This window comes from Ancylobacter sp. 3268 (assembly GCF_031456575.1).
GTDB lineage: Bacteria > Pseudomonadota > Alphaproteobacteria > Rhizobiales > Xanthobacteraceae > Ancylobacter.
Genome location: NZ_JAVDUX010000032.1, coordinates 1 through 20,509, shown reverse-complemented (window position 1 = coordinate 20,509; position 20,509 = coordinate 1). Strand labels below are relative to the sequence as shown.

The window sequence follows — 20,509 nt, the reverse complement described above, 5'->3', positions numbered from 1 at the left end:
AACGCCACGCCGACCTCTATCGCGCTTTCCTCACAATCGCCGCCGCCATCATCGCTTTCAGGGCCCGCACGAGGTTTTGTTAGGCGCTCTTAGATTTGTTGCGGGCGGAGCGGCCGCGGCAGAGCCCTGCCCTTCCGTCGATCCGACTACCAGATCGTCCAGGCGGCATAGAGGCCGCCGAGCGCCACCACCATCACCACCAGCAGGCTGTTCACCACCACCAGCTTGATGAGGGCGCGCTTGGCTTCAGGATCGTCGGCCATGCTCAGGATCCCTCGTCGACGGCGGCGCACACCGATATCGCCACACTACAAGGGCCGCAAAGGAGCCTCTACGGCACGAGACGTCGCAGCACAGGTATCCGGAGGCCAGGGAGCTGAGGCCTTTCGTCGCCTATTGAGGCGTCGCCGCCGTCGCGATGCCGCGCGCCACCACATGCACGACACGGTAGCCGCGCTCCTTCATCGCCTTGAGCAGCGCTGGAACCATCCGCGCGGTCTGCAGGCGAGTGTCGTGAAACAGTACGATGCCGCGCCCGGCATGCGCCATGCGCGTCAAAACCAGCTCCAGCTCGACCTCCGGCGTCATCGGCTCCCAATCGCTCGCCCACAGATCGGCGCCGAAAACGCCCATGCTCCGTCCGGCGACATAAGCGAGCAGTTGCGGTGAGGAGCCGAAGCCGGGAAAGCGGAAGAAGGGGAAATGCGGCGAGGCCGTCGCAGCGCCGTAAGCGGCGCGATCGACGCTGGCGATGCCGCGCTCGATATCCCGTACTGCCTTATCATACGGCAGATCCGCCAGCGTCATCGGATGGGTCTGGCTGTGATAACCGATGCCGTGCCCCTCGGCGAGGATGCGCTTCACGAGATTCGGACTCTCGGCAGCGCGGGTCCCGACCAGGAAAAAGGTAGCCCGCACGCAGCCGGCGGCCAGTGCCTTCAGCACCATCGGTGTCGTGCCGGCGGAAGGACCATCGTCGAAGGTGAGCACGAACTCGCCCTCGGCGAGATCCAGCGTCTGCGGAAAATGCTTGATACCCACCTCAAGCCCGGCGGGATCCACCTCCAGCACCCGTGCGGTGCCCGGCCCGGCGGCACAGTCGCCAGCAGCAAGGGCCGGCGCGGAAAGGCCCGGCAGCATTGCCGTCAGGGCCAGCAAACATATCAGCAATCGCATGACGCCACCGCAGCACGTGGAATGCGGTGTCCTATCGCAGCGCCGGACCATCCGCCAGCCTCGGGCGACATGGCTGCCCTTCCGAAGGCACATTGATTCGGTTGGCGATGCCGCCGACACGACCAATGCCGACTTGATGGTGTACAGGCCGCGAAGCCCCCGTTGGGGACGCCGTCACGTGCGTGAACAAACCGGTAAGATAAGTGAAAGCTTCGGTCGCCCGCAATGCCGACCGAAGCCTTCCTCAAGCCCATGAAAAACGCCCAAACGATCACTGCCGGCTTCAAAGAAGCCTAGTATTGTTTGTCAGACGACTGACCTCGCAGCCAGCGTCTATATGCTCAAATGAACTGGCACCTATCGCACCGCATTGCAGCATAACTTTCAAGCCCTAAAATTAGGCAGGCACTTCTCAAAAAACGGCAAACTTTCCGAAATCCCGATCACCCACCTTACGTTACGTGCGATCAAGTCTCCGGTGCGTCGACAATGGGGTCATATTGCGACGCATCAAACCCGAGAACACTCCAACTCTGCTGCATATGCGGAGGGAGCGGCGCCGACACATCGATCAGCCGCTCCTCCCGCGGATGCGGAATCACCAGCCGCCGCGCCAGAAGGTGCAGGCGATTCTGCAACCCGCCGGGCAATGGCCAGTTCTCTATATCGAAATACTTCGGGTCTCCGACAATTGGATGACCGATATGCGCCGCGTGGGCACGCAATTGGTGGGTACGGCCGGTGACCGGCTTCATCGACAGCCAGGACAGCTTCTGCGCCGCCTGGTCGACGACGGCGTAATAGGAAACGGCATGGCTCGCCTCGTCGTCGCCATGGCGGGCAACGCGCATGCGTTCGGCCGCCTCGTCCTTGGCGAGATAGGTCGAGATCCGCCCCTGCCGCGGCTTCGGCACGCCGGGCACCAGCGCCCAATAGACCTTGCGCGCCGAACGCGAGCGGAAGGTCTTGGCCAGCGTCGAGGCCGCAATCCGGCTCTTGGCGATCAGCAGGATGCCCGACGTATCCTTGTCGATACGGTGGACGAGGCGCGGCTTCTGCCCGTCCTCGGCGCGCAGCGATTCCATCAGCCCGTCGACATGGCGATAAGTGCCGGAACCGCCCTGCACGGCGAGGCCGTAGGGCTTGTTCAGCACCATCACGTCGCGGTCCTCATAGAGGGTGATGGATTTGAGAAAGACCGCGTCCTTGTCGTCGGCCACCGCACGCTTGACCGCCGGTGCCGCCAGCTTGTCCGGCGCTGCCGTGGCGCGCGGGCGAGGCGGCGGCGTTTCGCCGCGGGCGACGGCTTCCTGCGCCTCCAGATAGTCGGCGGCGGAGGGCTGTGGCTTCTCCTCCAGCGGCGGGATCCGCACGCTCTGGCCAGCGGCCAACCGGGTATTGCTCTTCACCCGGCCGCCATCGACCCGCACCTGTCCGCTCCGCAGCAGCTTTTGCAGGTGACCGAAGGACAGGTCGGGAAAATGCGTCTTGAACCAGCGGTCCAGCCGCATGTCTTCTTCGTCGCGGGCGACGGTACGTGTCTCGACGGCCATGGTGTGTCTCCTTGGCCAAGGAGATAGCCGAGCCGCGCCCGTGCGTCACGCAAATGCGCGTATCAGGGCCAGGCCGGCGAATACCGCGATGAGCGAAAGTCCGACGCTGCCCGCAACATAGGCAAGCGCCGACCAGGGTTCGCCGCGCTCGATCAGCACCGCCACGTCGAGGGAGAAGGCGGAAAAGGTGGTGAAGCCGCCGAGAACGCCGGTGATCGCGAACAGCCGCGCCGGCAACGACCACGCCTCGCCGGCACGAAAGGCCAGCCAGCCGGCGAGCACGCCGATCAGAAACGAGCCGAGAACGTTGATCGCCATGGTACCGCCGGGAAATCCCACGCCAACCAGGCGCGGCGCCGTCAGGTTCACCCCATGACGCAGCATGCCGCCCAGCCCGGCACCGACGAACACCAGCAGCCAGTTCATCCCCAGTTCCTGCCCCTTTTTTGGCACCCTACCCGACCCGGCGCTACCGCCCGCGCCGCTCGGCCCGCAGCTTCGCCCAATAATCGAGCCGCTTCTTCACCTCACGCTCGAAGCCGCGCTCGTTGGGCGCATAGAAATCGGCGCGGCGGTCGCCGGCGAGTTCGTCCGGGAAAAACGTCTGGCCGGCATAAGCGTCCGGAAAATCGTGATCATAGAGGTAACCGGCATGGTAGCCGAGTTCCTTCATCAATTTGGTCGGCGCGTTGAGGATATGCTTGGGCGGCTGCAACGAGCCGGTCTTCTGCGCCAGGGCGAGAGCGGCGTTGAACGCCGAATAGGCGGCGTTCGATTTCGGCGCCGTGGCGACATAGGCGATGGCCTGTGCCAGGAACAGCCTCCCCTCCGGCCATCCCACCCGGTCGAAGGCGGTCCAGGCGGCCACCACCTGCGGCATGGCCTGCGGGTCGGCCATGCCGACATCCTCTGAGGCGGCGCAGCACAGCCGGCGGAAGATCGTGCCGGGGTCCTCGCCGCCCGAAAGCATCCGCGCGGCCCAGTACATGGCGGCGTTCACGTCGGAGCCGCGCAGGCTCTTGTGGAAGCAGCTGAGAAGATTGTAGTGCTCGTCCTGCCCCTTGTCGTAGATCGGCGCCCGCTTCTGCATGGTCGCCGCAAGCCCGGCGACGTCGAGATCCCTGTCCGGCGGCAGGCGGAACAACTCCTCCGCCATCCCCAGCAGATAGCGCCCATCGCCATCCGCCATGCCGGAGAGCGCCGCGCGGGCCTCCGGCTCCAGCGGCAGGCGACGCCCCTCCAGTTCCTCGGCGCGGACGAGCAGCCGCTCCATCGCGGCCGCATCGAGCGGCTTGAACACCAGCACCCGCGCCCGCGAGAGCAGCGCCGCGTTGAGCTCGAAGGAAGGGTTCTCGGTGGTCGCGCCGATCACGGTGATGGTGCCGTCTTCCATCACCGGCAGAAAGCTGTCCTGCTGAGCGCGATTGAAGCGGTGAATTTCGTCGACGAACAGCAGCGTGCCGGTCCCGACCGCCCGCCGGCCCCGCGCGGCCTCGAACACCTTCTTGAGGTCAGCGACACCAGAGAAGATCGCCGAAACCTGCTCGAAATGCAGGTCGGTCTCGCGGGCAAGCAGCCGCGCCACCGTGGTCTTGCCGGTGCCGGGAGGTCCCCAGAAGATCAGCGAGCCGATAGAGCGGCTCTCGGCCATGCGGGTGAGGATGCCGTCGGGGCCGGTCAGATGCTCCTGCCCCACCACCTCGTCGAGACGGCGCGGGCGCAGCCGGTCGGCGAGCGGGCGCGGCGCCCCCGCCTCCATTCCGGCTTGCGCGAACAGATCCGCCATGGCGCGCCTAACCCGGCAGCATGGCGGAGATCTTGCGTCCGCCGCGCTGAACGGTGATGCGCCAGATCCGTGCCGGCGCCTGCGTCGCCCGCGAAAGATCCGCCGTGCGGGCGATTGGCAGGCCGTTCACCTCCAGCACCACGTCACCGACGCGCAGGCTGGTGCGGTCAGCGGGCGAGCCCTCCTCGATGGAAGTCACCACCACGCCCTGGTCGACGTCCACCGTGCGCATCTCCTCCGCCACGGCAGGTGACAGGTTGACCACGGTCGCGCCGGTGAGCGGCGAACGTCCGCCGATCGTGATCTCGTCGCGCGGCGAAGTCTCCGGCGCCGGCTCGAGCGGCAGGGTGAGCGACAGTTCCCTGCCCTGACGCACCACCGCAATCGCCACGGAGCCGCCAAGCGGGCGGGTGGCGAAGCGATAGCCGAACGCATCGGGGTCATCGACCTCCTGCCCGGCAATGGCGGTCACCAGGTCGCCGACCCGCAAGCCGCCCTTCTCCGCCGGGCTGCCGGGCGTGACGCTCTGCACCAGCGAGCCGACCGGCCGCGGCAGATCGAGCCCCTCGGCGATATCCGGCGTCACTCGTTGCAGCTTGGCGCCAAGCCAGGGCCGGCGCACCGAACGCCCGCCGTCGAGCGCCGATTGCAGCACCACCCGCACCATGTCGGCGGGAATGGCGAAGCCGATGCCCTGCGAGCCACCGGAGCGCGAGAAGATCGCGGTATTGATGCCCACCACCCGGCCGGCAATGTCGACCAGAGCGCCGCCGGAATTGCCGGGATTGATGGCTGCGTCGGTCTGGATGAAGAACTGGTAGTCGGTGATGCCGATCTGGGTGCGGGCCAGCGCCGACACGATGCCCTGCGTCACCGTCTGGCCGACGCCGAACGGATTGCCGATGGCGAGCACGATGTCGCCAACTTGCAGGTCATCGGAGCTGCCGAGTTCGGCAAAGGCGAACTTGCCCTTGCCGCCCTTCAGCTTCAGCACGGCGAGATCGGTGCGCGGGTCGCGCAGCAGGATATCGGCATCGAATTCGCGCTTGTCGGCCAAGGCCACCCGCACTTCGTCGGCGCCTTCGATGACATGGTTGTTGGTGATGACCAGGCCGCCGGCATCAACCACGACCCCCGAGCCGAGCGCCCGCTGCATGCGCTCGCTGGGGCCGCCGAAGCCCGGCCCCCCCGGGCCGCCCGGCGCCCCGAAGAAGCGGCGGAAGAACGGATCGTCAAACAGCGGATTGCTCTGCCGCGCCTGCACCGTGCGCATGGCATAGACATTGACGATGGCCGACGCTGTGCGCGCCACCACCGGCGCGAAGCTCAACGATATCTCGGCGCGGGAGGTCGGCACGCGGGGCGTCTGCGCCGCCACCGGCTGCAGGCTGGCGAGGAGAGCGAGGAGAGCGAGGAGAGCGAGGGAAAGAGCTGTGCGTTGCATGGCGGAAATATAAGCGCCGGCCCGTGGCGGAAGAAAGGGCGGCCGCGGCGACGGCGCCGAAACCGATCACGAATCGGCATCCGCCACAACGAAGAAGGGCGACCCGAGGGCCGCCCTTCAATTCAAGACTTCAAACCAGACCGACCGGATCAGGCCGCGGCGGTCTCTTCAGCCTTCTTCGCCTCGAAACGGGCGAGATCGGCGGCACCCTTGGCGCTCTCGTCGCGATCGACAAGCTCGATCACCGCGACGGCAGCCGAATCACCGTGGCGGAAGCCCGCCTTGATGATGCGGGTGTAGCCGCCATTGCGCTCCTTGTAGCGCGGACCAACGACGTCGAACAGCTTGCGCACGACGGCCACGTCGCGGATCTCGGCGATCGCCTGGCGGCGGGCGTGCAGGCCGCCACGCTTGCCGAGGGTGATCAGCTTCTCGACCACCGGGCGAAGGTCCTTCGCCTTGGGAAGGGTGGTAACGATCTGCTCATGGGTGATGAGCGCCTGGGCCAGGTTGGCGAACATGGCCTTGCGGTGTTCGGCGGTCCGGTTGAACTTCCGGTAAGTCTTGCCGTGGTTCATGGCAAAATTCCTAAAATGCGACGGCTTTCGAGCCGGGGAATGGGGGGAGCGACTCGAACGCCGCGCTCACTGCTCAGTAATGATCTTCGAACCGCTTGGCGAGATCCTCGATGTTCTCCGGCGGCCAGCCCGGCACTTCCATGCCGAGATGCAGGCCCATGCTGGCGAGCACTTCCTTGATCTCGTTCAGCGACTTGCGGCCGAAGTTCGGGGTACGGAGCATTTCCGCCTCGGTCTTCTGGATCAGGTCGCCGATATAGACGATGTTGTCGTTCTTCAGGCAGTTGGCCGAACGAACCGAAAGTTCCAGCTCGTCGACCTTCTTGAGGAGTGCCGGGTTGAAGGGCAGCTCCTGCATCGCCGGGCTTTCGGCCTCGCGCTTGGGCTCTTCGAAGTTCACGAAGATCTCAAGCTGGTCCTGGAGAATGCGCGCCGCATAGGCGAGCGCATCTTCCGGGCCGATCGAGCCGTTGGTCTCGATGGTCATGGTCAGCTTGTCATAGTCGAGAATCTGGCCCTCGCGAGTGTTCTCGACCTTGTAGGAGACCTTCTTGACCGGCGAGTACAGGCTGTCGACCGGGATGAGACCGATCGGCGCGTCCTCGGGACGGTTGCGGTCGGCGGCAACATAGCCCTTGCCGGTATCGACCGTGAACTCCATGCGGATCTCGGCGCCGTCATCGAGGGTGCACAGCACCAGCTCGGGGTTCAGCACCTGCACGTCGCCAACCGTCTGGATGTCGCCAGCGGTGACGATACCCGGACCCTGCTTCTTCACCACCATGCGCTTGGGGCCATCGCCGGCCATCTTGATGGCGATGTCCTTGATGTTCAGCACGATGTCGGTAACGTCCTCGCGGACGCCCGGGATCGACGAGAACTCGTGCAGCACGCCGTCGATATGGACCGAAGTCACCGCCGCGCCCTGCAGCGAGGACAAGAGAATACGGCGCAGCGCATTGCCGAGCGTCTGGCCGAAACCACGCTCCAGCGGCTCGGCGACCACGGTCGCGAAGCGCTTCGCATCGCTTCCGGCGGAGACTTCGAGCTTTTCGGGCTTGATGAGCTCTTGCCAGTTCTTCTGAATCACTTGCGTCACCCTTGCTCTCGACGGAGCCGCGGGCACCCTGCCCTGCGGCCGCCGCTCCCGCCCGGAGGCCGGAGAGAATGCCAAACGCAGCGGACCCGGCGGCGACACGCGCCGCCGGTCGGCGAATGCGTCAGACGCGCCGGCGCTTGCGCGGACGGCAACCATTGTGCGGGATCGGGGTAACGTCGCGGATCGACGTCACCATGAAGCCCGCCGCCTGGAAGGCGCGCAGTGCGGATTCACGACCCGAACCGGGGCCCGACACCTCGACCTCGAGGGTACGCATGCCGTGCTCGGACGCCTTGCGGGCACAATCCTCGGCCGCCACCTGCGCCGCATAGGGCGTGGACTTGCGGGAACCCTTGAAGCCCATCGCACCGGCCGACGACCAGGCAATGGTGTTGCCCTGCGCATCGGTGATGGTGATCATGGTGTTGTTGAACGACGCATTCACATGCGCCACGCCGGAGGCAATGTTCTTGCGCTCACGACGCTTAATGCGGGTAGTATCCTTGGCCATCGACTTCTCGATCCTTCAGACGCGCCCGTAGTGCCAGGCGCTCGGGACAAACATGCTCGAAAAGCCCGCGGCCGAGCCGCGGGCATGAAAGAAGCGGGCCGCAGCCCGCCCCGACTTACTTCTTCTTGCCGGCGATCGGCTTGGCCGGCCCCTTGCGGGTGCGCGCATTGGTATGGGTGCGCTGGCCACGCACCGGCAGGCCGCGACGATGGCGCAGGCCGCGATAGCAGCCGAGATCCATCAGGCGCTTGATGTTCATCGAGACTTCGCGGCGCAGATCGCCTTCCACGAGATAGTCGCGATCGATGGTCTCGCGGATCTGAAGCACTTCCTGGTCCGTCAGCTGGTTGACGCGACGCTCCAGGGGGATGCCGACCTTCTCGACGATATCGGCCGCGTTCTTCGCACCGATGCCGTGAATGTACTGCAGCGCGATGATGACGCGCTTGTTGGTCGGGATGTTAACGCCTGCGATACGGGCCACTTGCCGTCTCCATGTGAACCGGCGAACCGGAATAAACAGAACCCGCGCCGGTGGAGGCCGGCCCATGCGGGCATATATACAAGGCGTCGCCCCGACATCGCGGACGATGTCGAAGGACGACGCCTGCTTAAGTGAAGCGCGGCTCATAGTGCGATTCCGGCAGGGAGTCAAGCTCATTGCCGGGAAATGCACCCGCCGCCTACACGGTTTCGAGAACCTCGGCGATAGCCTGCTCGACCTCGTCGATCGGGCGCATGCCGTCGACCGCCACCAGCAAGCCGCGCTCCGCATAATACGGCGCCACCACGGCGGTATCCCGGTTGAAGGCTTCCAGCCGGGTCTTGAAGATTTCCGGATCGTCGTCCTTGCGGACCGGCTCGCCGCGTTCAAGCGCTTCCTGCGCCCGTTGCAGGATGCGGCCGACCAGCTTCTCCTGGTCGACCTTGAACTCGATCACCGCGTCGAGCTTCTGTCCCTTGCGGGACAACAGCCCATCGAGCGCCTCGGCCTGCGGCACGGTGCGCGGAAAGCCGTCGAGGATGAACCCCTTGGCGGCGTCCGGCTGGTCGATACGATCGGAGATGATGCCGATCACGATATCGTCGGACACCAGCTGGCCGGCATCCATCACTTCCTTGGCGCGCAGGCCGACCGGCGTTCCATTCCGCACGGCCTCGCGGAGCATGTCGCCGGTGGAGAGCTGCACGATGCCGTGCCGCGCCACCAGGCGTTGTGCCTGAGTTCCCTTGCCCGCTCCCGGCGGGCCAAGAAGAATCAGCCTCATCGACGCTTCCCCCTGAGCTTGGCCTTCTTGACCAGCCCCTCATATTGATGCGCCAGCAAGTGCCCCTGAACCTGAGCCACCGTGTCCATCGTCACCGAGACGACGATGAGCAAGGATGTACCGCCGAAATAGAACGGCACGGCGGCGTAGGAGATCAGAATCTCGGGAAACAGGCAGACGATCGCTAGGTAAGCCGCACCGATGACGGTGATGCGAGTCAGCACATAGTCGATATACTCCGCCGTGCGCTCGCCGGGACGAATGCCGGGGATGAAGCCGCCATGCTTCTTCAGATTGTCCGCGGTCTCGGTCGGATTGAACACGATCGCGGTGTAGAAGAAGCAGAAGAACACGATCAGCAGCACATAGAGCAGCATGAACAGCGGCTGCCCGTGGCCGATCAGCGTCGTCACCGTGGTGAGCCAGGCCGGCCCCTGCCCCTGGGTGAAGCTGGCCACCGTGGTCGGGATCAGCAGCAGCGAAGAGGCGAAGATCGGCGGGATCACTCCGGAGGAGTTCAGCTTCAGCGGCAAGTGCGAGGACTGTCCCTCATACACCTTGTTACCGACCTGACGCTTCGGGTACTGGATCAGCAGCCGGCGCTGGGCGCGCTCGACGAACACGATGAACATGATGACCGCGATGGCCATCAGGATCACGGCGATGATCAGGCCGGTGGAGATCGCGCCCTGGCGGCCGAGTTCCAGCGTGTTGGCGACCGCCGAAGGCAGTTCCGCGACGATGCCGGCGAAGATGATCAGCGAAATGCCGTTGCCGATGCCGCGGGAGGTGATCTGCTCGCCCAGCCACATAAGGAACATGGTGCCGCCGGTCAGCGTGATCACCGTCGAGATGCGGAAGAACCAGCCGGGATCCGAGACCACGGCACCCGAGCCTTCGAGGCCGACGGCGATGCCGTAGGACTGGAACACCGCGAGCACCACGGTGAGATACCGGGTGTACTGGTTGATCATCTTGCGGCCGGACTCGCCCTCCTTCTTCAGCGCTTCCAGCGTCGGCGAGACGGTGGTCAGCAGCTGGATGATGATGGAGGCGGAGATGTACGGCATGATGTTCAGGGCGAAGATGGCCATGCGCGACACGGCGCCGCCCGAGAACATGTTGAAGAGGCCGATGATGCCCTGCTGCGCGGTACGGAACACATCCGCCAGCGCGTCGGGATTGATCCCCGGCATAGGGATATAGGTGCCCAGCCGATACACGAGAAGCGCACCCAGTGTGAACCAGATGCGCTTCTTCAGTTCTTCGGCTTTTGCCAGAGCACCAAAATTGAGGTTAGCCGCGAGTTGTTCCGCTGCGGACGCCATGTGGCTGCGCTCCTCGCCTGTGCCCTGTATTCGGTAGGCCTGACTTAAGCGTCAGGCCACCGTTTCGCCAGAGGTCTCCGACACTGCCGGCAGCGTCACGGTGCCGCCGGCCTTCTCGACCGCTGCGATCGCCGACTTGGTGGCATGCGCCACGTCGAGGGAAATCTTCGCGGTCAGCTCGCCGGAACCCAGCACGCGGACGCCGTCCTTGGCACGACGCAGCACGCCGGCGGCGACGAGTGTCGCCTCGGTCACGGGCTGCTTGGCGTCGAGCTTGCCGGCATCGATCGCGCTCTGGATGCGGCCGAGGGAAACCTCGTTCCAATCCAGCGCGAAGATGTTGGTGAAGCCGCGCTTCGGCAGACGGCGATGCAGGGGCATCTGACCGCCTTCGAAACCCTTGATCGCGACGCCGGTGCGCGAGGTCTGACCCTTCACGCCACGGCCGCCGGTCTTGCCCTTGCCCGAGCCGATGCCACGACCGACGCGCATGCGCTTCTTGCGCGAGCCGTCATTGTCCTTGATCTCGTTGAGATTGCTCATCGCCTGTCTCCTTCGCCCGCCGTCACGCTTCGACGACGCGAACGAGGTGGCGGACCTTCTGGATCATGCCACGCACGGCCGGGGTGTCCTCGAGCGTCGACTGACGCCCGATCTTGTTCAGTCCGAGACCGACGAGCGTTGCCCGCTGGTCTTCCGGCCGGCGGATCGGGGAACCGACCTGCTCGACCGTGATCGTCTTGCTGCTCTTCGCCATGATACGCTCCAATCCTGTCCGAAGCGCGTCAGTCGGTAGCTTCGGCGTCGTCGATGCGACGACGCGACTGAAGCTGCGACACTTTGAGGCTGCGGCGAGCCGCGACAAGGCGCGGGCTGTCCTGGTTCTTCAGGGCATCGAAAGTCGCCCGGACCATGTTGTACGGGTTGGACGAGCCGAAAGACTTCGCCACCACGTCCTGCATGCCAAGCGTCTCGAAGACGGCGCGCATCGGGCCGCCGGCGATGATGCCGGTACCGGCCGGGGCGGCGCGCAGCACCACCTTGCCGGCGCCGTGATGACCATGCACGTCATGATGCAGGGTACGGCCTTCGCGCAGCGGCACGCGGATCAGCGCGCGCTTGGCGGCGTCCGTGGCCTTGCGGATGGCTTCCGGCACTTCACGGGCCTTGCCGTGGCCGAAGCCGACGCGACCCTTCTGGTCGCCGACGACGACCAGCGCGGCGAAGCCGAAGCGACGGCCGCCCTTCACAACCTTCGCGACACGGTTGATGTGGACCAGCTTGTCCACGAACGTGTTGTCGCGATCTTCGCGTTCACGCTCACGTTCACGAGCCATGATCTTATCCTCGTCGTTCTGCGGGAGATCCCGCTCGTGATTAGAAGTTGAGACCGCCCTCACGGGCGGCCTCGGCGAGCGCCTTGACGCGGCCGTGATAGAGGAAGGCGCCGCGGTCGAAGACCACGTCCTTCACCCCGGCCGCGACGGCACGTTCCGCCACGAGCTTGCCGATCGCCGCAGCCGCCGCGACATCCGCGCCGGTCTTGAGGCTTTCCCGCAGATCCTTCTCAAGCGACGACGCGGCGGCGATGGTCACGCCGCGCGCATCGTCGATGATCTGCGCATAGATGTGCTTCGACGAGCGATGCACCGAGAGGCGCGGCCGCCCGTTCGCCGCCGAGCGCAGGGCCCGGCGGACACGCGCCTTGCGGCGCTCGGTGGCGTCCTGAAACTTTGCCATGGTACCGATCCGTTACTTCTTCTTGCCTTCCTTGCGGAAGATGAATTCGCCGGCGTATTTCACGCCCTTGCCCTTATAGGGCTCGGGGCCGCGATACTCGCGGATCTCGGCGGCGACCTGCCCGACCTTCTGACGGTCGATGCCGGTGACGACGATCTCCGTCGGCTTCGGCGTGGCGATCTGAATGCCTTCCGGGATCGCGTAGATCACGTCGTGGCTGTAGCCGAGCGACAGGTTCAGGTTCTTGCCCTGCACCGCCGCCTTGTAGCCGACGCCGCTGATCTCGAGCTTCTTCTCGAAGCCCTTGGTCACGCCTTCGACGAGGTTCGACACCAGCGTGCGGGAGAGACCCCACATCGCCTTGTGCCGGTTGCTCTCGCCGCGCGGCTTGAAGGAGATGACGTTGCCGTCGAGGCTGGCGTCGATCTCGTCGACGATCTTGACCTCGAGAGCGCCTTTCGGGCCCTTGACCTTGACGGTCTGGCCGTCGATCGCGGCGGTCACGCCGGCCGGGACGGTGATAATGGCTTTGCCGATCTTGGACATGTGCTCTCTCTCCCTCCCGATCAGAAGACCGTGAAGAGGACCTCGCCGCCCACGTTCTTGTCGCGGGCTTCGTGGTCCGCCATCACGCCCTGGGGCGTGGAGACGACAGCGACGCCAAGACCATTGGCGACGCGCGGAAGAGTCTTGACCGAGGAGTACACCCGGCGGCCAGGCTTCGACACGCGAGAAATCTCGCGGATCACCGGCTCGCCGTCATAGTACTTCAGCTCGATCTCGAACTCGGTACGGCCATTGACCGGCTCGGAAGCCGAATAGCCGCGGATGAAGCCCTCAGCCGCGAGAACCTCGAGCACCGAGGCGCGCAGACGCGAGCCGGGGGTCGAGATCTTCTCCTTGCGGCGCATCTGCGCGTTGCGGATGCGGGTGATCAGATCGCCAATCGGATCAGACGTGGACATGGATCGGCCTCCTCACCAGCTCGACTTCACGAGACCGGGCACCTGGCCCTGCGAGCCGAGCTCGCGGAGCGCAATGCGGCTCATCTTCAGCTTGCGATAGAACGCACGCGGACGGCCGGTCACTTCGCATCGATTGCGGATGCGGACCTTTGCCGAGTTGCGCGGAAGCTCAGCCAGCTTGAGTACAGCGGCGAAGCGCTCCTCAATCGGCAGTTCCTTGTTCTGAACGAGGGCCTTGAGACGGGCACGCTTGCCGGAATAGTTCTTCGCGAGCTTCCGACGGTGTTCGTTCTTCTCGACGGCGCTTTTCTTCGCCATATGCTTCTGCTCCTAGCTCTCCGCGTTTGGGGACATACCCCACGGCCGGAAGGGGATGCTTACTGACGGAACGGGAAGTTGAAGGCCTTCAGAAGCGCGCGCGCCTCGTCGTCCGTCTTCGCCGTCGTGCAGACGATGATGTCCATGCCCCACATCTGATCAACCTTGTCGTAGTTGATCTCGGGGAACACGATATGCTCCTTGATGCCCATGGCATAGTTGCCGCGGCCATCAAAGCTCTTCGGATTTAGGCCGCGGAAGTCACGAACGCGCGGCAGCGCGATGGTGACCAGACGGTCGATGAACTCGTACATGCGAACCTTGCGAAGGGTCACCTTCGCGCCGACCGGCTGGTTCTCGCGCAGCTTGAAGTTCGAGATCGCCTGGCGGGCGCGGGTCACGACCGGCTTCTGGCCGGCGATCTGCGCGAGGTCCGCGGCGGCGGTCTGCACCTTCTTGGTGTCGGCAGTGGCTTCGCCCACGCCCATGTTGATGACGATCTTGTCGATCGCCGGCACTTCCATGGGGTTCTTGTAGCCGAACTGCTCGATCATCTGCTTGCGGATCTCGTCCTCGTAAAAGGACTTCAGCCGCGGGGTGTAGCTGGTCTCAGCCATCGATCTTCTCCCCCGAGCGCTTGGCGACGCGCACCTTGGTGCCATCGGCCTGCACAAGGAAACCGACGCGGGTCGGCTTGCCGTCCTTCGGATCGGCGATCGCGATGTTCGACAGGTCGATCGGGGCCTCCTTGGAGATGATCCCGCCTTCCTGGTTCGCGCTCTGCCGCTGATGGCGCTTCACCATGTTGACGCCGCGAACCTTCGCGGTGCCTTCCTTGGGAAGAACCGAAATGACCTCGCCGCTGCGACCCTTGTCGCGACCGGCAAGAACGACGACCTTGTCGCCCTTTTTGATCTTCGCCGCCATCACAGCACCTCCGGCGCCAGCGAGATGATCTTCATGTGGTTCTTGGCGCGCAGCTCGCGCGGAACCGGTCCGAAGATACGCGTGCCGACCGGCTCCTTGTTGTTGTTGATCAGCACGGCCGCATTGCGGTCGAAGCGGATCACCGTGCCGTCGACGCGACGGATGTCCTTGGCGGTGCGAACGACCACCGCCTTCATCACATCGCCCTTCTTCACGCGGCCTCGCGGGATAGCCTCCTTCACCGACACCACGATGATGTCGCCGACATGGGCGTATTTCCGCTTCGAACCGCCAAGCACCTTGATGCACATAACGCGACGCGCACCGGAATTGTCCGCCACGTCGAGATTGGTCTGCATCTGGATCATGACGCACCTATTTCTCGTAAAACTGCGCGCTGCGGTGAAGCTGGCGCACCCTCAACCCCGTTGCCGGGAAGCTCATTCCGGGAAGCTCAGACTTCTGCCCGCTTCTCGCCCTGGACAACAACCCAGTTCTTCAGCTTGGACAGAGGACGGCTCTCCTCGATCCAGACGGTGTCGCCTTCCTTCCACGCATTCGCCTCGTCATGGGCGTGATACTTCTTGGAACGGCGGACGGTCTTCTTCAACAGCGGATGCGTGAAGCGACGCTCGACACGGACCACAACGGTCTTGTCCTGCTTGTCGCTCACCACGACGCCCTGCAGCAAACGCTTCGGCATCGTTATCTCCTCACTTCGCCAGGGCCGCGGACGCGGCCTTCTGCGCCTGGATCGTCTTGATCCGCGCGATATCGCGACGAATCTGACGCACGCGCGCGGTGTTCTCCAGCTGACCGGTCGCCTTCTGGAAGCGCAGGTTGAACTGCTCCTTCTTCAGGTTCAGCAGCTCGTCGCTCAACTCGTCGACGGTCTTGGTCCGAATGTCGGAAGCCTTGGTCATCTTTCCCTCCGTCACTCGGCGATACGTTCGACGAAGCGCGTCTTGATCGGCAGCTTGGCAGCGGCCAGCGTCAGCGCTTCCTTGGCGATCTCCTGGCTCACGCCATCGATCTCGAACATGATTCGGCCGGGCTTGACCTTGGCGGCCCAGAATTCGGGAGCGCCCTTGCCCTTGCCCATGCGGACTTCGGTCGGCTTCTTCGACACCGGCACGTCCGGGAACACCCGGATCCACACCCGGCCCGCACGCTTCATGTGACGGGTCAGCGCGCGGCGCGCGGCTTCGATCTGGCGAGCGGTGACCCGCTCGGGCTCCAACGCCTTCAGCCCGAACTGGCCGAAGTTGAGGTCAGTTCCGCCCTTCGCAACGCCGTGGATACGGCCTTTGAACTGCTTGCGGAACTTCGTGCGCTTTGGTTGCAGCATGTCGCGCCTCTTAATTCCTTATCCGTCAAACCTCACGCCGCGTCGCGGCGCGAGGGACGACCACCCGACGGCTCGTTGTCCGAGAGGCGCTTGTCCTGCGCCATCGGATCGTGCTCGAGGATTTCGCCCTTGAAGATCCAGACCTTGACACCGCAGGTGCCGTAGGTCGTGAAGGCGGTGGCAGTACCGTAATCCACGTCGGCGCGCAAGGTGTGAAGCGGCACGCGGCCTTCACGATACCATTCCAGACGCGCGATTTCCGCGCCGCCGAGGCGGCCGGAGCAGTTGATACGGATGCCTTCGGCCCCGAGACGCATCGCCGACTGCACCGCGCGCTTCATGGCGCGGCGGAAAGCGACGCGGCGCTCGAGCTGCTGGGCGATCGATTCGGCGACCAGGCGCGCGTCGATCTCCGGCTTGCGGATCTCGACGATATTGATGAAGACTTCCGAGTTGGTCATCTCGGCAACCTTCTTGCGCAGCTTGTCGATGTCCGCGCCCTTCTTGCCGATCACCACGCCCGGACGCGCCGAGTGAATGGTTACGCGGCACTTCTTGTGCGGACGCTCGATCACGATCTTGGAGACGGCCGCCTGCTTCAACAGCTTGAACAGCATCTCGCGGATCTTGATGTCTTCGTGCAGCAGCTGGCCATATTCGCTCTTGCCGGCGAACCAGCGCGAATCCCAGGTGCGGTTGATGCCGAGCCGAAGCCCGACCGGGTTGACCTTCTGACCCATCAGGCCTTCTCCTCGACTTCACGCACCACGATGGTGATATGCGAGAACGGCTTCTCGATGCGGCTCGCACGACCGCGGGCGCGGGCGGCGAAACGCTTCATCACGAGACCCTTGCCAACATGCGCCTCCGCGACGATCAGATCGTCGACGTCGAGCTCATGATTGTTCTCGGCATTCGCGATCGCCGATTCCAGGCACTTCTTCACGTCGCCGGCGATCCGCTTGCGGGAGAACTGAAGGTCGGCGAGCGCGGTCGCGACCTTCTTCCCGCGGATCAGCCCCGCGACGAGGTTGAGCTTCTGGGGGCTGACGCGAAGGTTACGCGCAACCGCCTTGGCTTCCGTATCCGCGAGCGTGCGCGGACGAGCTGCCTTTCCCATGACCCCTGCCTCTACTTGCGCTTGGCTTTCTTGTCCGCCGCATGCCCGTAATAGGTACGGGTAGGGGCGAACTCGCCGAACTTGTGGCCGACCATGTCCTCGTTCACCGAGACCGGGACATGCTTGTTGCCGTTGTAAACGCCGAAGGTGATGCCCACGAACTGGGGCAGGATCGTGGAGCGCCGGCTCCAGATCTTGACGACCTCATGGCGTCCCGAGCTGCGTACGGCTTCCGCCTTCTTGAGGAGGTAGCCGTCGACGAACGGACCTTTCCAGACCGATCGAGACATAATTCAGATTCCCTCGCTCACTTCTTGCGGGCGTGACGGCTCGACACGATGAACTTCGTGGTCGACTTGTTCTTCCGGGTCTTCTTGCCCTTGGTAGGGAAGCCCCAGGGGGTGACCGGGTGACGGCCGCCCGAGGTGCGGCCTTCGCCGCCGCCGTGCGGATGGTCGACCGGGTTCATGGTCACGCCACGGTTGTGCGGCATGCGGCCCAGCCAACGGCTGCGACCGGCCTTGCCGAGGTTGGTGTTCATGTGGTCCGGATTGGAGACCGCGCCCACCGTGCCGCAGCACTCGCCGTGAATCAGTCGCTGTTCGCCCGAGTTCAGACGGATGATCACATAACCGTTGTCGCGTCCGACGATCTGCGCGTAGGAGCCGGCGGAGCGGGCAATCTGGCCGCCCTTGCCGATCTTCATCTCGACATTGTGCACGATCGTGCCGACCGGCAGGTTGCCGAGCGGCGCGGTGTTGCCGGGCTTCACGTCGACGTTCTTCGAGGCGATGACCTTGTCGCCCACAGCCAGGCGCTGCGGGGCCAGGATGTAGCTCAGCTCGCCGTCCTCATACTTGATGAGGGCGATGAACGCCGTACGGTTGGGATCGTATTCGATCCGCTCCACCACGGCCGGGACATCGCGCTTGGCGCGCTTGAAGTCGACCAGGCGATAGCTCTGCTTGTGGCCACCGCCGCGGAAGCGGACGGTCACCCGGCCGGTGTTGTTGCGGCCGCCAGCTTCCGACTTGCCCTCGGTCAGCGTCTTGACCGGCTTGCCCTTGTACAGGCCCGAGCGGTCGACGATAACGAGCTGACGGAGGCTCGGCGTTACCGGCTTGAAGGTTTTGAGCGCCATGTCTCTGATCCCTTGTCCCGGCTCACAGACCCGTCGTGATGTCGATGGTGTGGCCCTCGGCGAGGGTCACGACCGCCTTCTTCACGTCGTTCTGCACGCCCTTGCGGCCCTTGAAGAACTTCGTCTTCCCCTTGCGGACCAGCGTGTTGACGCTCTCGACCTTGACGTCGAAGAGCTTCTCGACCGCCTCTTTGATCTGCGGCTTGGTAGCCGTCAGAGCAACCTTGAAGACGACCTTGTTATGCTCGGACGCAGCCGTGGCCTTCTCGGTGATCACCGGGGACACGATCACGTCGTAGTGGCGCGGATCGAGACTCATTTGAAGCGCGCCTCCAGAGCGTCGACAGCCGCCTTCGTCAGCACCAGGGTCTGGCGACGCAGGATGTCGTAGACGTTGATGCCCTGGACGGGCAGCACGTCGAGATGGACGATGTTGCGCGAGGCGAGGCCGAAATTGGCATCCACCTCGGCGCCGGAGATCACCAGCGCGTTGGACAGGCCGAGGGAGGCCAGCCGCTCCTTGAGCAGCTTGGTCTTCGGCTCGGCCAGCGTCGCGTCGTCGAGGACGATGAGCTGCTGCTCCTTCGCCTTGGTCGACAGCGCGTGCTTCAGCGCCAGCGCCCGGACCTTCTTGGGAAGGTCGGAGGCATGGCTGCGCTGCACCGGACCGAACGCCTTGGCGCCGCCGCGGAACTGCGGAGCGGAAGCCGCACCGTGGCGAGCGCCGCCGGTGCCCTTCTGCTTGTACATCTTCCGCTTGGTGCGGTTGACGTCAGCGCGCGACAGGGTCTGGTGGGTACCAGCCTGGCGACGCGCAAGCTGCCACACCACGCAGCGGTGCAGGATGTCCTGGCGGGGCTCGAGACCGAAGATCTCGTCCGACAGCGTCACGGAGCCGGCTTCGGCCCCTTCGAGAGTTTTGACGGCGAGTTCCATCACACGGTCTCCTCGGTCGCAGCCTCGGCCGCGGGAGCGACATCGGCGACAGGAGCCTCGGCCTCGTCCGGCAGCCGGAACTTGCCCGGCTTCGGCGCTTCGGCCGGTAGGGCCTTCTTCACCGCATCGGCGACGATGATCCAGCCACCCTTGGTGCCCGGAACCGCGCCTTCGACGGCGATCAGGCCGCGCTCCACATCCGTGAGCACCACCTTGAGATTCTGGGTGGTCACGGTCTCGACGCCCATATGGCCGGGCATCTTCTTGTTCTTGAAGGTCTTGCCCGGGTCCTGACGGCCACCGGTCGAACCGATCGAGCGATGCGAGACCGACACGCCGTGGGTGGCGCGCAGGCCGCCGAAGTTGTGACGCTTCATGCCGCCGGCGAAACCCTTACCGGTGGAGGTCCCGGTCACGTCGACGAACTGGCCGACCACGAAATGGTCCACCGTGAGCTCGGCCCCGACCGGGATGAGCCCGTCTTCCTCGACGCGGAACTCAGCGAGCTTGCGCTTGGGCTCGACCTTCGCCACCGCGAAGTGCCCGCGCATGGCGCGCGTCGTGTTCTGCGGCTTTGCGCGGCCGACGCCGAGCTGAACCGCGACATATCCGTTCTTGTCGATCGTCCGGTGGGCAACCACCTGGCAATTATCGACTTTCAGCACAGTGACCGGAATATGCTCGCCTGCATCGGTAAAGATGCGGGTCATTCCGACCTTCTGGGCGATGACGCCTGACCGCATGGCCGTGTCCCCTCGCCTTTCTCAGAGCTTGATCTCGACGTCGACACCCGCGGCGAGGTCGAGCTTCATCAGCGCGTCCACGGTCTGGGGAGTCGGGTCGACAATGTCCAGCAGACGCTTATGCGTCCGCATCTCGAACTGCTCACGCGACTTCTTGTCGACGTGAGGAGAGCGGTTGACCGTGAATTTCTCGATCCGCGTCGGCAGCGGGATAGGTCCGCGAACCTGGGCGCCGGTGCGCTTCGCCGTGTTGACGATTTCGCGCGTGGAGGCGTCCAATATACGGTGATCGAACGCCTTCAGGCGGATCCGAATGTTCTGGCCGTTCATTTGACTTCAAGGCTCCCAGAGGGCTCGCCAATAGGGCTCTATTACGAGCTCCACGAAAAAGGGGCGCAGGCGAACCGGCGCCCCTCGGGATTTGCTTCCTACTTCACTCGATGATGGCGGCGACGACGCCGGCACCGACGGTGCGTCCGCCTTCACGGATGGCGAAGCGCAGCTTCTCTTCCATCGCGATCGGCACGA

General features: G+C 64.7%; 32 protein-coding genes and 1 pseudogene. All 33 read right to left on the bottom strand.

Going from position 1 to position 20,509, the window contains the following annotated elements; genetic code table 11:
- Positions 1-393 precede the first annotated feature (393 nt).
- Entirely contained in the window at positions 394-1,176 is a 783-nt protein-coding gene (locus J2X65_RS26020; protein ID WP_310208121.1) for a polysaccharide deacetylase family protein, read from the bottom strand.
- 467 nt (positions 1,177-1,643) lie between these two features.
- Positions 1,644-2,729, bottom strand: coding sequence for an RluA family pseudouridine synthase (locus J2X65_RS26015; protein ID WP_310208117.1), 1,086 nt, complete (start codon positions 2,727-2,729; stop codon positions 1,644-1,646).
- A 45-nt stretch (positions 2,730-2,774) separates the two neighbouring features.
- Positions 2,775-3,155, bottom strand: coding sequence for a fluoride efflux transporter CrcB (gene crcB, locus J2X65_RS26010; RefSeq protein ID WP_310208115.1), 381 nt, complete (start codon positions 3,153-3,155; stop codon positions 2,775-2,777).
- A gap of 43 nt (positions 3,156-3,198) precedes the next feature.
- Positions 3,199-4,515 carry a replication-associated recombination protein A gene (locus J2X65_RS26005; protein WP_310208111.1) on the bottom strand — a complete coding sequence of 439 codons (1,317 nt, stop codon included), beginning with the start codon at positions 4,513-4,515 and terminating at the stop codon, positions 3,199-3,201.
- Between the two features lie 7 nt (positions 4,516-4,522).
- The gene (locus tag J2X65_RS26000) at positions 4,523-5,959 is read right to left on the bottom strand and encodes a Do family serine endopeptidase (protein WP_310208108.1); all 1,437 of its coding nucleotides are present in this window, start codon (positions 5,957-5,959) and stop codon (positions 4,523-4,525) included.
- 149 nt (positions 5,960-6,108) lie between these two features.
- Positions 6,109-6,537 carry a 50S ribosomal protein L17 gene (gene rplQ, locus J2X65_RS25995; protein WP_310208105.1) on the bottom strand — a complete coding sequence of 143 codons (429 nt, stop codon included), beginning with the start codon at positions 6,535-6,537 and terminating at the stop codon, positions 6,109-6,111.
- 73 nt (positions 6,538-6,610) lie between these two features.
- On the bottom strand, positions 6,611-7,636 hold the full coding sequence (locus J2X65_RS25990; RefSeq protein ID WP_370638254.1) for a DNA-directed RNA polymerase subunit alpha: 1,026 nt from the start codon (positions 7,634-7,636) through the stop codon (positions 6,611-6,613).
- Between the two features lie 121 nt (positions 7,637-7,757).
- Positions 7,758-8,147: a 30S ribosomal protein S11 gene (gene rpsK, locus J2X65_RS25985; RefSeq protein ID WP_213356507.1), complete on the bottom strand. Its 390-nt coding sequence runs from the start codon at positions 8,145-8,147 to the stop codon at positions 7,758-7,760.
- Between the two features lie 115 nt (positions 8,148-8,262).
- The gene (rpsM, locus tag J2X65_RS25980; protein WP_247202505.1) at positions 8,263-8,631 is read right to left on the bottom strand and encodes a 30S ribosomal protein S13; all 369 of its coding nucleotides are present in this window, start codon (positions 8,629-8,631) and stop codon (positions 8,263-8,265) included.
- A gap of 199 nt (positions 8,632-8,830) precedes the next feature.
- Entirely contained in the window at positions 8,831-9,415 is a 585-nt protein-coding gene (locus J2X65_RS25975; RefSeq protein WP_310208100.1) for an adenylate kinase, read from the bottom strand.
- On the bottom strand, positions 9,412-10,743 hold the full coding sequence (secY, locus tag J2X65_RS25970) for a preprotein translocase subunit SecY (RefSeq protein WP_310208097.1): 1,332 nt from the start codon (positions 10,741-10,743) through the stop codon (positions 9,412-9,414). Before secY ends, J2X65_RS25975 begins: the two co-directional genes overlap by 4 nt.
- Before the next feature lie 51 nt (positions 10,744-10,794).
- Entirely contained in the window at positions 10,795-11,286 is a 492-nt protein-coding gene (gene rplO, locus J2X65_RS25965) for a 50S ribosomal protein L15 (RefSeq protein WP_310208093.1), read from the bottom strand.
- A 22-nt stretch (positions 11,287-11,308) separates the two neighbouring features.
- On the bottom strand, positions 11,309-11,500 hold the full coding sequence (rpmD, locus tag J2X65_RS25960) for a 50S ribosomal protein L30 (RefSeq protein WP_310208090.1): 192 nt from the start codon (positions 11,498-11,500) through the stop codon (positions 11,309-11,311).
- Between the two features lie 28 nt (positions 11,501-11,528).
- Positions 11,529-12,080, bottom strand: coding sequence for a 30S ribosomal protein S5 (gene rpsE, locus J2X65_RS25955; protein WP_213356496.1), 552 nt, complete (start codon positions 12,078-12,080; stop codon positions 11,529-11,531).
- A gap of 40 nt (positions 12,081-12,120) precedes the next feature.
- Positions 12,121-12,483 carry a 50S ribosomal protein L18 gene (rplR, locus tag J2X65_RS25950; protein WP_310208087.1) on the bottom strand — a complete coding sequence of 121 codons (363 nt, stop codon included), beginning with the start codon at positions 12,481-12,483 and terminating at the stop codon, positions 12,121-12,123.
- A gap of 12 nt (positions 12,484-12,495) precedes the next feature.
- A complete protein-coding gene (gene rplF / locus J2X65_RS25945) occupies positions 12,496-13,029 on the bottom strand; it encodes a 50S ribosomal protein L6 (RefSeq protein WP_310208084.1) in 534 nt (177 codons plus the stop codon).
- Positions 13,030-13,049: 20 nt separating this feature from the next.
- Positions 13,050-13,448, bottom strand: a complete 399-nt coding sequence (gene rpsH, locus J2X65_RS25940; protein WP_213359085.1) for a 30S ribosomal protein S8 — start codon at positions 13,446-13,448, stop codon at positions 13,050-13,052.
- Positions 13,449-13,460: 12 nt separating this feature from the next.
- Entirely contained in the window at positions 13,461-13,766 is a 306-nt protein-coding gene (gene rpsN, locus J2X65_RS25935; protein WP_310208079.1) for a 30S ribosomal protein S14, read from the bottom strand.
- Positions 13,767-13,825: 59 nt separating this feature from the next.
- Positions 13,826-14,383: a 50S ribosomal protein L5 gene (gene rplE, locus J2X65_RS25930; RefSeq protein ID WP_310208076.1), complete on the bottom strand. Its 558-nt coding sequence runs from the start codon at positions 14,381-14,383 to the stop codon at positions 13,826-13,828.
- On the bottom strand, positions 14,376-14,693 hold the full coding sequence (gene rplX, locus J2X65_RS25925) for a 50S ribosomal protein L24 (protein WP_310208073.1): 318 nt from the start codon (positions 14,691-14,693) through the stop codon (positions 14,376-14,378). Before rplX ends, rplE begins: the two co-directional genes overlap by 8 nt.
- Entirely contained in the window at positions 14,693-15,061 is a 369-nt protein-coding gene (gene rplN / locus J2X65_RS25920; protein ID WP_163073307.1) for a 50S ribosomal protein L14, read from the bottom strand. Before rplN ends, rplX begins: the two co-directional genes overlap by 1 nt.
- Before the next feature lie 86 nt (positions 15,062-15,147).
- The gene (gene rpsQ / locus J2X65_RS25915) at positions 15,148-15,396 is read right to left on the bottom strand and encodes a 30S ribosomal protein S17 (RefSeq protein ID WP_213356482.1); all 249 of its coding nucleotides are present in this window, start codon (positions 15,394-15,396) and stop codon (positions 15,148-15,150) included.
- A gap of 10 nt (positions 15,397-15,406) precedes the next feature.
- Positions 15,407-15,616 (bottom strand): 50S ribosomal protein L29, encoded by a 210-nt coding sequence (gene rpmC, locus J2X65_RS25910; protein WP_310208069.1) that lies wholly within the window; start codon positions 15,614-15,616, stop codon positions 15,407-15,409.
- A gap of 11 nt (positions 15,617-15,627) precedes the next feature.
- Positions 15,628-16,041, bottom strand: a complete 414-nt coding sequence (gene rplP / locus J2X65_RS25905; RefSeq protein ID WP_310208066.1) for a 50S ribosomal protein L16 — start codon at positions 16,039-16,041, stop codon at positions 15,628-15,630.
- Positions 16,042-16,073: 32 nt separating this feature from the next.
- The gene (gene rpsC, locus J2X65_RS25900) at positions 16,074-16,781 is read right to left on the bottom strand and encodes a 30S ribosomal protein S3 (RefSeq protein WP_213359076.1); all 708 of its coding nucleotides are present in this window, start codon (positions 16,779-16,781) and stop codon (positions 16,074-16,076) included.
- Complete coding sequence (rplV, locus tag J2X65_RS25895) at positions 16,781-17,161, bottom strand: 50S ribosomal protein L22 (RefSeq protein WP_018390605.1); 381 nt, start codon at positions 17,159-17,161, stop codon at positions 16,781-16,783. The genes rpsC and rplV overlap by 1 nt, the downstream gene beginning before the upstream one ends.
- An 11-nt stretch (positions 17,162-17,172) precedes the next feature.
- A complete protein-coding gene (rpsS, locus tag J2X65_RS25890; RefSeq protein WP_213359075.1) occupies positions 17,173-17,451 on the bottom strand; it encodes a 30S ribosomal protein S19 in 279 nt (92 codons plus the stop codon).
- Between the two features lie 17 nt (positions 17,452-17,468).
- On the bottom strand, positions 17,469-18,302 hold the full coding sequence (gene rplB / locus J2X65_RS25885; RefSeq protein WP_213359074.1) for a 50S ribosomal protein L2: 834 nt from the start codon (positions 18,300-18,302) through the stop codon (positions 17,469-17,471).
- A 22-nt stretch (positions 18,303-18,324) separates the two neighbouring features.
- Positions 18,325-18,621: a 50S ribosomal protein L23 gene (locus tag J2X65_RS25880; protein WP_213359072.1), complete on the bottom strand. Its 297-nt coding sequence runs from the start codon at positions 18,619-18,621 to the stop codon at positions 18,325-18,327.
- Complete coding sequence (gene rplD / locus J2X65_RS25875) at positions 18,618-19,238, bottom strand: 50S ribosomal protein L4 (RefSeq protein WP_310208058.1); 621 nt, start codon at positions 19,236-19,238, stop codon at positions 18,618-18,620. Before rplD ends, J2X65_RS25880 begins: the two co-directional genes overlap by 4 nt.
- Positions 19,238-19,981, bottom strand: coding sequence for a 50S ribosomal protein L3 (gene rplC / locus J2X65_RS25870; RefSeq protein WP_310208055.1), 744 nt, complete (start codon positions 19,979-19,981; stop codon positions 19,238-19,240). The genes rplD and rplC overlap by 1 nt, the downstream gene beginning before the upstream one ends.
- 21 nt (positions 19,982-20,002) lie before the next feature.
- Complete coding sequence (gene rpsJ / locus J2X65_RS25865) at positions 20,003-20,311, bottom strand: 30S ribosomal protein S10 (RefSeq protein ID WP_068022220.1); 309 nt, start codon at positions 20,309-20,311, stop codon at positions 20,003-20,005.
- 103 nt (positions 20,312-20,414) lie between these two features.
- Positions 20,415-20,509 (bottom strand): annotated as a pseudogene (locus J2X65_RS25860) (elongation factor Tu); the annotation flags it as partial.